The 12,005-nt window shown below is 39.8% G+C and carries 11 protein-coding genes; 3 read left to right on the forward strand and 8 right to left on the reverse strand.

Going from position 1 to position 12,005, the window contains the following annotated elements; translation table 11 throughout:
• Positions 1-9: 9 nt before the first annotated feature.
• Positions 10-1,497 (reverse strand): SusD/RagB family nutrient-binding outer membrane lipoprotein, encoded by a 1,488-nt coding sequence (locus CBM24_RS20495; protein ID WP_088162520.1) that lies wholly within the window; start codon positions 1,495-1,497, stop codon positions 10-12.
• Between the two features lie 71 nt (positions 1,498-1,568).
• A complete protein-coding gene (locus tag CBM24_RS20500; RefSeq protein WP_088162521.1) occupies positions 1,569-4,685 on the reverse strand; it encodes a SusC/RagA family TonB-linked outer membrane protein in 3,117 nt (1,038 codons plus the stop codon).
• 457 nt (positions 4,686-5,142) lie between these two features.
• On the opposite strand from CBM24_RS20500, the gene CBM24_RS20505 reads away from it, so the two are divergent.
• The gene (locus CBM24_RS20505; protein ID WP_088162522.1) at positions 5,143-7,182 is read left to right on the forward strand and encodes a M13 family metallopeptidase; all 2,040 of its coding nucleotides are present in this window, start codon (positions 5,143-5,145) and stop codon (positions 7,180-7,182) included.
• Here CBM24_RS20505 and CBM24_RS27955 read toward each other — a convergent pair.
• A complete protein-coding gene (locus CBM24_RS27955) occupies positions 7,153-7,365 on the reverse strand; it encodes a hypothetical protein (RefSeq protein WP_262507970.1) in 213 nt (70 codons plus the stop codon). The genes CBM24_RS20505 and CBM24_RS27955 overlap by 30 nt on opposite strands.
• Positions 7,366-7,434: 69 nt before the next feature.
• Here CBM24_RS27955 and CBM24_RS20515 point away from each other — a divergent pair, with 69 nt between their 5' ends.
• Together CBM24_RS20515 and CBM24_RS27625 are read left to right on the forward strand one after the other, a co-directional pair.
• The gene (locus tag CBM24_RS20515; protein WP_088162524.1) at positions 7,435-9,243 is read left to right on the forward strand and encodes a glycoside hydrolase family 2 protein; all 1,809 of its coding nucleotides are present in this window, start codon (positions 7,435-7,437) and stop codon (positions 9,241-9,243) included.
• Positions 9,244-9,353: 110 nt separating this feature from the next.
• Positions 9,354-9,530: a DUF6496 domain-containing protein gene (locus tag CBM24_RS27625; protein ID WP_167450483.1), complete on the forward strand. Its 177-nt coding sequence runs from the start codon at positions 9,354-9,356 to the stop codon at positions 9,528-9,530.
• A 58-nt stretch (positions 9,531-9,588) separates the two neighbouring features.
• On the opposite strand, the gene CBM24_RS20520 is transcribed toward CBM24_RS27625, so the two are convergent.
• The 5 genes from CBM24_RS20520 to CBM24_RS27815 all read right to left on the reverse strand — a co-directional run bounded on the left by CBM24_RS20520 (position 9,589) and on the right by CBM24_RS27815 (position 11,955).
• Entirely contained in the window at positions 9,589-9,996 is a 408-nt protein-coding gene (locus tag CBM24_RS20520; protein WP_157626181.1) for a hypothetical protein, read from the reverse strand.
• 178 nt (positions 9,997-10,174) lie between these two features.
• Positions 10,175-10,378: a DUF417 family protein gene (locus CBM24_RS20525; protein WP_083663729.1), complete on the reverse strand. Its 204-nt coding sequence runs from the start codon at positions 10,376-10,378 to the stop codon at positions 10,175-10,177.
• Positions 10,371-11,105, reverse strand: coding sequence for a YoaK family protein (locus CBM24_RS20530; protein ID WP_088162525.1), 735 nt, complete (start codon positions 11,103-11,105; stop codon positions 10,371-10,373). Before CBM24_RS20530 ends, CBM24_RS20525 begins: the two co-directional genes overlap by 8 nt.
• Positions 11,106-11,144: 39 nt before the next feature.
• Positions 11,145-11,420 carry a glycoside hydrolase family 16 protein gene (locus tag CBM24_RS27810; protein ID WP_232475588.1) on the reverse strand — a complete coding sequence of 92 codons (276 nt, stop codon included), beginning with the start codon at positions 11,418-11,420 and terminating at the stop codon, positions 11,145-11,147.
• 28 nt (positions 11,421-11,448) lie between these two features.
• The gene (locus CBM24_RS27815; RefSeq protein ID WP_232475589.1) at positions 11,449-11,955 is read right to left on the reverse strand and encodes a family 16 glycosylhydrolase; all 507 of its coding nucleotides are present in this window, start codon (positions 11,953-11,955) and stop codon (positions 11,449-11,451) included.
• Positions 11,956-12,005 lie beyond the last annotated feature (50 nt).

A 12,005-nucleotide genomic window follows, 5' to 3' on the forward strand; every position in this document is an offset into this window, starting at 1 on the left:
CTTTGTATTTTATTTAATAAGCCAAATAATGTCATTTTGGGTATCTGATCCATTAAACTGACGTTGCAAAGCATCTTTCAAGTAAGTTTCGTTGGTACTGTATTCAGTCTTGGGGTATGCCCACCGTTTCGGTATCTGGTTATTATTGGCATTCGAAGGTCCTATATCAAAAACTGGCACTCCTGTCCGGCGCTGCTCAAAAAATGCCTGTTTTCCTGAGTTTTCAAAAAATGCCACATACTTTTGTGTTAAGATCTGCTTTAACCCTTCCATATTGTTCCCTTTGTAAGGATTTGTTTGTAAGAATAAATTGATCTTGTCTTGAGAAACTCCGTAGAACAGCATCGACTGACTTATCCCCGACTGAAATCTTACCGCAGCATCTCCGCTAGCCCAACCGCGATTGATACCTTCTGCCAGAGCAAATTGGACTTCGGAGGCACCAAGTTGAATAGACGGAACCCCAGACGGCGAAGCGAGCCAATAATCGAAATTGATCATAGATAGCTGTCCATCCGCAGCTTGTTTTAGCAAGGTACTCTGTAGGTCGCCTGTTTTCCCGCCATTGTATGCGTCGAAGGGGCGCGTAGGATCAGAAGGCATCGCCGAAGCCGGCAGTGCCTGAATCAACAATCTTGGATCCTGTAAAGTCTTTAAAATATTCAGGTAGGTTGCTCCCAATGTGTTGCGCACATCCTTTTTTATAATCACACCGTCTGTTGGCCATAGCGGATAGGTGTTAATATTATTGTAAAGGAGTTGAAAATTATCCCGATTTTCAAGAATCAGCGGGTATTTGGTAGGATTCGCCAAAACTTCAGCAAAGCGTTCCTTAACCCGCAATGCGGGGCTATCGTCGGCACGTTTGCTGAGGCTAATTAAAACACGTAGCTTAAACGAGTTGACCAGTTTCTGCCACTGCTCAGGCTTGCCATTGTAAAAGAAATCGCCATCTAATGTATTGCCTTTTTCTTTGAGATTTGCCAGTTCATTATTCGCCTCCTCAAGCCAGCTAAGCACTTGCTGATATACCTCCAGCTGGGGATTGTATTTGGGTGCAAAATTGCCCGCCGATTCACCCTGCAGAGCCTCTGTCAATGGAATATCACCAAACATTTCAGTCGTTCGGGCAAAGAAATAAGCCTTGAAAAATTTGGCCATGGTCATATAAGCAGCACTCAATTCAGGAGTTTTCGCAGCTTCGATTTCCATACGGTACACATCACGCAATATACCATAGGGCGTTTCAAAAGAGCCTGTAGTCCATCCATAAGGTTGCCCCGCATAATAGGCCTCATTTTGTGTCATATACTGATTATGTCGATGATCTTCACTCCATGGCGCATCGTAAGAACGCATAAGTATTCCCGTAAACAAAAGTTTTGGAGCAGGATTATATACGGCCGCAGGGTCTTTTTGTAGATCCGTTATCTTTTTACAGGAACTGAAAGAGCACCCGAACAGGAGAAGAATGAGAGTGGATTTAAAGTACTTCATTTTTAAAAATTTTGACTAAGTTTTTAGAAGGTTGCATTAAGATTTAGACCAAAGCTCTTTACTGATGGTGTCTAGTCTGAGCTAGCACTGGTGAATTGGTCCAAATCCATATTTTGGGTACCTTTTCCAGTGAAATACAGCAAATTCCTACCGACGACTGAAACACTTGCACTGCGGAAGAATCTGGAATTTTTCAACAAGTTGGCAGGTACATTATAACTGAAAACGATCTCCCGTAATTTGACAAAGGTTCGGCCTTTGGCCGTAATTGGTCCCGACTGATAGTAATTAGTGGCCCAATTTTGCCACAACACAGAAATGTCATTTGGGGCAAATTCTCTTGTATCGGAGATTATCTTACCATCCTGATCTGTATTGAGCTGCCCCTTGACTATTTTTAACCCATTGGTCATGACAGTTCCTTTATAATCTTTGACATCCCTATTTTCCCTGTCCTTTAGACGATATTCATTTGCTGATTCGGGATGTGTTCCCGATCCCCACTGTTTGGCATCCTGCACATTTTTTATTAAACCACCAAAGCGGCCATCCACAAGAAAACTAAAACTGAAATCACGGTATCGGAAACTATTGCTGATACTGGCCGTAAATTTATTATCGCTATAACCTATTCTGCTCACATAAGGATTGTAAGCTGGTAAACCGTTTGTACCCACAATTGGCATTCCTTTTTCATCACGCTGAAAATCATTCACGTAATATCCGTCCCATCGCTCACCAACACGAACATTCCCCGAACGCGTTTGATGCCCATCGATGTCATGTAGCCAGGCATGATTTGTTGATGCATTGACCATTACATTCCAGCTAAAATCTTTCTGTTGAATCAAAGTCCCATCGATACTCAGCTCGATACCTTTACGCAATAAAGTCAACCCATTGGTTTGTCTCGCTCTTACACCTGAAGTAACCGACGTAGCCAATTCGATAATCCTGGGACCTTCCAAGTTTCTAAAAAAAGCAAAATCGAAACCCAGACGGTTGTTAAATAAACGTGTTTCCAAACCTATTTCCGCCGTTTTCACACGCTCTGCCACGAGATCCGGGTTAGGTAATACATCGGTATATGTTACGCCGGTCATTGAATTGGCCCAACGTCCATAGTTACTGTATGCCGGCAAAAGTTTATAAATATCGTACTGGGCCGATTCATTGACAAAATCACTTGCAACGTTGGCATATGCCCCACGGATTTTTAATGCGGAAATAACCTTGGGCAAAGTGACCATCTGTGAAATCACAGCGCTTAGTGAAGCCGATGGGTAGAAGTAAGTGTTATTCTTTACCGGCATCGTCGAAGATTTATCAAATCGCCCCGTTAGATTTAAGAATAACATACTTTTATAGTCTAAATCCATGAATCCATAGACACTTCCCACCTGACGCAGGGCGCGATCGTTAGTAGACACCGTGGGCATGATCGAATTACTTAAGTCATAAACACCGGACACAGTCAATCCACGATCTGTACGTGCAAACAGCGATTTGACACTGACGGTTCTTAAATTACCAAATACTGAGCCTGAGAAGCCTATGTCCTCGGCGATACGATTTTGGTATTTTAAGGAGACTTCTGTATTATTTTCCCAAAAAGTATCATAGGTTTCCTGATAACCTCCAACACGGCTTCCACCGATATTATAATTATATAAGTTGGCAGAAATTGGAATTTTAATCGTTCTATTCCTATTCCAGGTACTAGCACTGGTACGTGCATTTAATGACAATTTATCATTAAACTTGTAATTAGCCGACACGTAACCGTAGATATCATCCTTATTATAAGTCCTCAAATTTTCATAAGCCGTCATCCAAGGATTGTCATAAATGGTGTATTCACGATTGTACTGCTGTACATTTTCTTTCCCAGGCTGCCAATAGTTGCGAAGATCATCAATATCATAATCTGCCGCTCCCCATAATGTAAGAATGTAAATAGGACTATTTGGTCCATAAGCAATATTTGGATAATTTGGTGAATACTGCTTATTGTAATTTATGCTCGCATCGAAACGGAGCTTACTACCAGCGTTAATGCCTCCGGTAAGATTTATATTGGTGCTTCCCAATTTAGTGTTAGGCGTAGTTCCCCGTTGAAACATCTGAGACGCAGATAAGCGTAGATCACCATGATCATTTTTGGTCGATATAGCAATATTGTTTGTACTCAAAAGACCATTCTGAAGAAATTTCTTCAAATTATCTTTTCCTCTGGCCTCCCAAGGTAAGGGAATAAGCTGTCCTGTTTTGGGATCTATCGGACTGTTATATTGCGGAATAAGCTGTCCTTCAAATCGGGGTCCCCAAATATTGTAATCGTTGTCATTGATTCCACCCCCACGACCATCTTTAAAAGCATATTGATAATTTGAACCCGGGCCATATTCGGTTTGAATTTTTGGTATCGCATTATACCCCGTCTGCAATTGTGTACTTGAGTTAAATTCAACCTGGAAACCTTTATCCTGTGATTTTGCTCGTTTTGTCGTTATCACAATCGCTCCATTTTGACCTCTGTTCCCATATAATGCCGCAGCATTTGCCCCTTTTAAGACAGAATAGGATTCGATATCATCCGGACTAAGATTCCATGAATCGGTATTAATCGGCATGCCATCGACCACAATAAGAATATTGCTCCGACCACGTAACGTGATACCCGGGTCTCCAAATAAGTTTGTACTCGGTGTAATTGTTAAGCCTGACACGCGTCCAGCTAAACCAGAAATAGCATTTGGTTCCCGAGCTTTAACCATGTCTTTGCCTTTTATTTCCTGCACTGAATAGCCAATAGCCTGCTTTTCTTTTTTGATACCAAGCGCAGTTACAACCACCTCATTAAGGGATTGTTGGTTCGGTATAAGCGAAATAACGGATGAAGGTTGATTACCAACAATGAAAACCTTGGGAAGATACCCCATGTAGCCAATTCTTAGCGTATCACCGATATGTGCGTCAATCACAAACTTACCGGAATGATCCGATGAAACAAGCTTAGCTAAATGAGAATTACGAATTGTTGCGCCATGAATAGCGCCTTGACTCAATGAATCGACCAGTCTCCCCTGGAACGATCGGGTCTGGCTAAACCCCTGTGCAGCCAGCATGGCCAATGACAATGTTAGGCCAGTAACTTTAGGTGAAATTGAATAGGATAGTTTGAACATAATCGCTTACTTATAGATGAAAATGTAAGCAATATTAAACATCGTTTATTAATACTAAACTAAATTCATATTAAGTTTAGTATTTCCATATTAAGTTTAGTATTTCTTCTTACCCTAAAATAGCTTAACTAAGTCAGATAGTGGAGCGTTCACCGACACATCAAAGGATATACTTTAAAAAGTATATGCATGTTATTCGTTAGCAAACGAATAACATGTTAATTTACCCGATTAGTTTAATAAAATGACAGATAATGATCAAATTTACTTGTTGCTGAATTAGAATTTTCCGTCATTTGTGTAAATGATTTTTTTTGCTTTAAAAAAATCACAGCTAATTATTGACATGGCTGCTACAAATCGAATTACACGGAGCAAATAACATAACCTATTTTGTCCGTAATTTGTGCGTACTCCCAGATTGAATTATTGAAAATCATACAACATTAAAACAACAATGAAAAAATTAACACTCGCCCTAATTTTCTTGGCTGGAGTCTACACACAGCATGCGGAAGCACAGACAGCAGGTACAGTACCCGACAAAGGACTTGATCTGAGCTTAATGGACAAATCTGTACGTCCACAGGATGACTTTTACAACTACGTAAGCGGAACCTGGATGAAAACGGCTAAAATTCCTTCCGACAAACCCACTTGGGGAAGCTTCAATAAATTGGCAGAAGATACGGACAACAATTCGATGAAAATTCTGAACTCACTTTTAAAAGATAAATTTCCTGAAGGAAGTGAGGGCAAAAAAATACAGGACCTGTATGCTTCTTACATGAACTTACAGAAAAGAAATGCAGACGGTATTAAGCCGATTCAGGGAAATTTAAACAAAATTGACGCGATTAAAAACCTAAAAGATCTTCAGAATTATTTAACTTCCGTAACGAAAGAAGGTGAGAATAATTTCTATGGCTGGGGTGTCTATGCTGATTTAAAAGATTCAAAAATGAACGCAGTCTACTTAGGAGATGCCTCCTTAGGACTTGGAAGAGATTATTATCAAAAAGAAAATGAAAAAAATACCGAAGCTATTGCCGAGTATCAAAAATATGTAGCTTCCATGTTAACAGAATTGGGCTATAAAAATGCTGATGCTGCCGCAAAAGGAATCGTTGACTACGAAAAAAGCATTGCGAAGACCTACTTGACCAATGAACAAAGCCGTGATAATACGTTACAGTACAATCCACAGACCATGGCAGAGTTAACCGCCTTGGTTAAAAATGTAAATCTACCTGAGTACCTTAAAAAAGTAGGTGTCAATACAGAAAAAGTAATCATTGGGGAATTAGGTTATTACAAGAACTTCGATAAATTGGTCAGTGCACAAAACCTTCCTGTTATTAAAGATTACTTAAAATTCCATATGATCAACGGTAGTGCCTCTTATTTAAGCGAAAAATTAGGAGACATGCGATTTGCTTTTTATGGTAAGTATTTAAGAGGTCAACAAGAACAAAGAGCATTAAATAAAAGAGGATTTGAACTGATCAATTCCACATTAGGTGAAGCTTTCGGAAAATTATATGTCGAAAAATATTTTCCAGCTGAGGCTAAAGCACAAATGGTCGAATTGATCGACTATTTAAAGAAAAGTTTTGCAGTCCATATCAACGATTTAAGCTGGATGTCTTCGGCTACAAAAGGAAAAGCGCTTGAAAAATTAAACAAATTTACTGTAAAAGTTGCCTATCCGGACAAATGGAAAGATTATTCTAAATTGAGTATTCTATCTGAAAATAAAGGCGGTAATCTGTATGCTAACCTCCAAAATATCACCACATGGCGATATGAAAAGGATCTGGCTAAAATTGGCAAAGCTGTTGACAAATCAGAATGGGGAATGACTCCACAAACAGTAAATGCCTATTACAATCCCGTAAACAATGAGATCGTGTTTCCGGCAGCAATTCTTCAACCGCCATTTTTCAACCCACAAGCCGACGCAGCTGTCAATTTCGGTGGTATAGGTGCGGTAATTGGCCACGAAATGAGCCACGGATTTGACGATTCGGGCGCACAATTTGATGCGGACGGAAACTTGGTAGACTGGTGGACACCAGAAGATAAAGCCAATTTTGAAAAAGCAACAAAAACACTCGCAGCTCAATACGATAAATATGAACCTGTAAAAGGCACTTTCGTCAACGGAACATTTACAAACGGTGAAAATATCGCGGATTTAGGAGGTGTAAACATTGCTTACGACGCACTTCAACTATATTTAAAAGATAAGGGAAACCCAGGTGAAATAAGTGGATACACGCAAGATCAACGCTTTTTCCTAAGCTGGGCAACTGTTTGGAGAACCCTATCCAGTGAAAAATATATGGTCAACCAAGTTAAAACTGATCCACACTCTCCAGGATATTTCAGAAGTTTTGGTCCATTGATCAATGTTGACGCTTTTTATAAAGCTTTCGATGTTAAACAAGGAGACAAACTGTACAAGTCACCGGAAGAAAGAATCAAAATCTGGTAATAAGCATTTTACAGGAGCTGTCTCAAAAATGGCAGCTCCTGTAAATTTCTTTAATCCAACATCTATTTCTTTTGTGAACCAACCAACCAACCAACCAACCAACCAACCAACCAACCAACCAACCAACCAACCAACCAACCAACCAACCAACCAAGCCCAATATGAAAGCGGCACTAGTAACATTTCGTTTATAATTCACTAAATCATTTTAGTATACTTATATTCATATTCTGAAAAACCAAGAAGTATACCATGATAAAAACCAAAACCTCAATTTTTGTGCTGGCACTATCGCTCTTCGGTTGGCTTAATGCTTTGGCACAACAGCCACAGCTTTCAACCCCATGGACAGCAATAGCCAAGCAAACAGAAATCCCACTTTCCGAATATCCACGTCCCCAAATGGAAAGGAACGAATGGCTATGTCTCAACGGTAAATGGGATTATATAGGTGGAAAGGACGCTCCGAATGCGCTGAATCCTGCTGCCCCCATTTCCTTTGACCGCAGCCGAGAAAGCATTCTTGTCCCCTACTGTCCAGAGTCCTATTTATCCGGAATACAACGCAAACAAGAAATTAATCTGTGGTATCGTAAAAATTTCGAGCTACCTAATCATTGGAAAGGGAAAGATATTATACTCCATTTTGGTGCAGTGGATCACGATGCGACCATATTTGTAAATGGAAAAAAAGCTAGTACTCATTCAGGTGGCTACGACTCCTTCTGGATCAACATCACTGAGTTTTTAAAGGCCGGTCCAAATAACATTGTCGTTGCAGCACATGACAAGAACGACGGTAAGTATCCTTCGGGCAAAAATGGACCTCGAGGCGACTATACATTTTCTTCTGGCATATGGCAAACTGTGTGGATGGAACCAGTAAGCAAAAACCATATACAGGGAATCAAATTATTACCTCAAGTAGCAGAAAAACAACTAAAAATACAGGTCACTAGCACAGCCAAGGCAAAAGTTACAGCCATCGTTTCTTCAGAAGGAAAAGAAATTTCAAAAACGGTAATTCAGTCGGGCATGGAATTTAATATCCCGGTAGAAAATCCAAAACTTTGGTCTCCTGACTCCCCCTTTTTATACGATTTAAAATTAAGTATACATGGGAAGAATGGAGAAATCATCGACGAGGTTAAGAGTTATTTTGGTATGCGTGATATTAAACTTGGTAAGGTAAACGGAATTGTAAGGCCGCTATTGAATGACAAATTTGTGATGCAGCTCGGTCTCCTGGATCAGGGGTACTGGCCCGATGGTATTCTAACAGCACCTACGGAAGAAGCTCTCAAATATGATATCGAGTTTACCAAAAAAGCTGGTTATAACCTTATTCGTAAGCATATGAAAACCGAACCCCAACGGTTCTATTATTGGGCAGATAAAATGGGACTGCTCGTGTGGCAAGATATGCCTTGCCTTTGGTATCCCGATGAAGATACTACGATTTATCGAAAAGCATTTCGTGATGAATACAAGGCCATCATTGACGACCACTACAACTCCCCATCCATTATCGCCTGGGTTCCTTTTAACGAAAATTGGGGCGCTTTCGATGTTCGCAATATTACCGACTGGACCAAACAATATGACCCTTCACGTTTAGTGAACGGTAATTCGGGATTTAACAACAATCCATCTTACCAAAAAGCTTATGGTGATCCCGGAAATGGAGATTTTGTTGACACCCATATCTATGTTGGCCCCAAGGGTGCCTCAGAACCTGATCCGAAACGGGCTGCTTCCCTTGGAGAGTTTGGTGGCGTAGGCTTATTTGTCCGCGATCACATGTGGCCCGTCGAAAACAATGCCTATGCATACGAACCCACTATAGAGGCACTCACAGACCGTTATATATTCCTAATGGATAATGTCGAACAATTGCTCAGATACAAAGGACTCAGTGTTGCTATTTATACGCAAACTACAGACGTGGAACATGAAGTCAATGGTCTATTGACTTACGACCGTAAAATACAAAAAATGGTTCTTGAAAGAATAAAAGCCGTCAACCAAGCCGTGATTAAAGCTGGAAATGAATTGAATTAGCGGATACAGATGCTCGCTATTTCGCTCTCAAAGAATTTTCAAACGATTCAACTGAAACAGCTGTTCTTTTTGCAGAAGTGTTTAATAACAGATCAAGGTGTAACACTATTATGGCAAAATATTCAGAAAAAGCATCTGAGAAAGTTGAAAAGACGATGCACGAAATGAAAGAGGGAAAATTAAAATCTGGTAGCGGAAAAAAGGTAACATCACGAAAACAGGCGATTGCTATCGGCCTCTCCGAAGCCAAAAAAGAAGGTGCCAAAGTACCCAAAAAAAAATCCTAGCAAGCAAACTTGCTAGGATTTTCTCTTTAGACCAAATTATGCTTTTTCATGCGGCAATCTACAGTAAGGATTTTTTCTTGTCTGTACCATCATAAGGATCTGACAAAACATTTTGACTATCCTCTACATCTATAAAATTTTGATTTACATCGACGGGTGTATAAATATGAACACTGCTTCCATTTCTTTTTTTGAGATAATATTGAATCTTTGTTGTATCAATATTGGTCACATCTGAAGCTGTCCATATCATTTTATGACCTGCACCATCAATCGTTATTACTGTATCATTGCCACGAGCGATGATACGCTGCAGTCCCAATTCTCCTTTTCGATCACCTTCTCTTGTCAACAAATGTGTGTTCCCATCTTTATCAATCATCCTGATCTGTTGATTATTGTTGCATCCAACTAAAAGGATGAAACTAAACAGAAGAAATGAAAGGGTCGTTCGTATTATTTTCATATCGTTCGTGGTATAACTCAATATAGTTTAACGACGAGATACAAAGATGCTGCCAAAATACAGCTGGCATCAAAGATACCTTCCAAAAGTTGGCAAATATAGCTTGATTCACTATTCGCTAGTCTGGGCAAACCGCAACTATTTCATAAAAAAGCATCTATTCGCGTTGATCCTAAATCTACTTTTCCATCAGGCGGTCAACACTATATGCTCCAATAATCAACGCTGCTGCCAACATAATTACATCTTTCAGTACTAATCTTCCGGCTACAGAGAAATAAGGAAAAGCATAATTCGGTGAAGGAAAATCCCCATCAGATTTGGGCACAAGTGCTTCCGGTGTTGTTATTAGGTTAGATCCTGACTCAAAACTATTATTCATCCGCCCTTAAGCTTCGCTTCAAATGATAAAACTTAAGCAGAATATGGTCATACCATAAGGCAAACAAAAGCATTGTAGCGGGTAACATTAATGTTTTCAATTTAAAATATTGAAACATAAAACCTCCTATAATTCCCCCGAAAAAAAAACCACCAATAATCATCAACTTAAGAAAAATACTTTTGTGTAATTTCACTTTCTCAACAATTTCTCTATAAAAAAGCAACTGTGAAATTTCAATACCAAGATCAGTAAACAATCCGGTCAAATGCGTCGTTCTGACAACGGATTGTGACACCTTCGTTACCAGAGCATTCTGAAGTCCCATAGCAAAAAGCAGGGCAAATGAAATTATTGTTGGCAAAGTTGGCCCTGCTTTAAATAAAGCTGGGACCAGTCCTACGCTAATTAAGATAATAGACTCGATACAAATTGGAATGATATAAGCGTTATGTGATTTCTTTTTTGAGGCTAATTCTACAATAAAACCTGAAACGGTAGCTCCCATTAAAAAGAAAGCAATATATAACAGATAAATCAAAGCCATCTTGTAATTCATTAAAATCAACTGTTCTGAAAAAAATGCGAAGTGACCTGTGACATTTGTTGTTAAAGTGCCAACGGCAAGAACACCTGTAATATTAACCAGGCCTGCAACACAAGACAAAATAGAGGCTAACTTCAAATTATGAGTATAATTCCTTCCTCTCCCTTGATGCCTAAACATTTGAATTAATCTTTATAAATTACAGAAAATAAGATTCATTTAAGGTTTCAGTAAATCATATACCCTGACATAATCCACCTCCATCTCAGCAGGAAATGCGCTACTATCGACACCTTGCACACCGCCCCAATCTCCACCAACGGCCAGATTCAATAGTAAATGAAATCTTTTATCAAATGGCCACACGCCATTGCCTTTTCCTTCATTCGGAAAACTATAGATCTGAACATCATCCACGAAACCCCGGATATACTCGGGGGTCCAGTCAATCCGATAATCATGAAACTCCGATGTTGCCTGATTAATTCGCTTCATCACTCCTTTTTGAGTTCCAATGGAATGATTATAGTCCTTTGTATGAACGGTAATGTATTGCATTCTCGTCATAACCGACATGCTCCATGATATCTATTTCCCCCGAATGTGGCCATCCTCCATAAACCCAATCTGTCGGCAACATCCAAGCGGCTGCCCACGTACCTTTCCCTTTCGGTACCTTGGCTCGGACTACAAATCGACCATACAGAAAATCGCCCTTGTTCTTACTGACCAGCCTAGCAGAAGTATAATCCAACCCCTCATATTGTTCTTTTATTGCAGTAATACGTAAAACACCATTTGCCACACTTGCATTTTTCCTGTTTGCAGCTGTATAGTATTGAAGTTCATGATTTCCCCAGCCATTATGCAAGGAGCCTACATCATACCCCCATTTTCTTGCGTCCGGCAGACCATTGTAATCAAACTCATCGCTCCAACTGGGCGTTTCAGCAAACTTATATTCTCCTGCATGCGTACTATCGGGACTTGCGGAAAGTATGGTGATTAAAGGAAGTATCCAAAGGCTCATTATGTTTATATTTTATACAACTATGTATAAAGCTAATGAAAAATACGAAT

This window comes from Sphingobacterium sp. G1-14 (assembly GCF_002196555.1).
Taxonomy (GTDB): domain Bacteria; phylum Bacteroidota; class Bacteroidia; order Sphingobacteriales; family Sphingobacteriaceae; genus Sphingobacterium; species Sphingobacterium siyangense.

Bases quoted from the DNA above. Each gene is read 5' to 3' on its own strand.
- CBM24_RS20495 (WP_088162520.1), bottom strand. From the start codon at position 1,497: ATGAAGTACTTTAAATCCACTCTCATTCTTCTCCTGTTCGGGTGCTCT.
- CBM24_RS20500 (WP_088162521.1), bottom strand. From the start codon at position 4,685: ATGTTCAAACTATCCTATTCAATTTCACCTAAAGTTACTGGCCTAACA.
- CBM24_RS20505 (WP_088162522.1), top strand. From the start codon at position 5,143: ATGAAAAAATTAACACTCGCCCTAATTTTCTTGGCTGGAGTCTACACA.
- CBM24_RS27955 (WP_262507970.1), bottom strand. From the start codon at position 7,365: ATGTTACTAGTGCCGCTTTCATATTGGGCTTGGTTGGTTGGTTGGTTG.
- CBM24_RS20515 (WP_088162524.1), top strand. From the start codon at position 7,435: ATGATAAAAACCAAAACCTCAATTTTTGTGCTGGCACTATCGCTCTTC.
- CBM24_RS27625 (WP_167450483.1), top strand. From the start codon at position 9,354: ATGGCAAAATATTCAGAAAAAGCATCTGAGAAAGTTGAAAAGACGATG.
- CBM24_RS20520 (WP_157626181.1), bottom strand. From the start codon at position 9,996: ATGAAAATAATACGAACGACCCTTTCATTTCTTCTGTTTAGTTTCATC.
- CBM24_RS20525 (WP_083663729.1), bottom strand. From the start codon at position 10,378: ATGAATAATAGTTTTGAGTCAGGATCTAACCTAATAACAACACCGGAA.
- CBM24_RS20530 (WP_088162525.1), bottom strand. From the start codon at position 11,105: ATGTTTAGGCATCAAGGGAGAGGAAGGAATTATACTCATAATTTGAAG.
- CBM24_RS27810 (WP_232475588.1), bottom strand. From the start codon at position 11,420: ATGAAGCGAATTAATCAGGCAACATCGGAGTTTCATGATTATCGGATT.
- CBM24_RS27815 (WP_232475589.1), bottom strand. From the start codon at position 11,955: ATGAGCCTTTGGATACTTCCTTTAATCACCATACTTTCCGCAAGTCCC.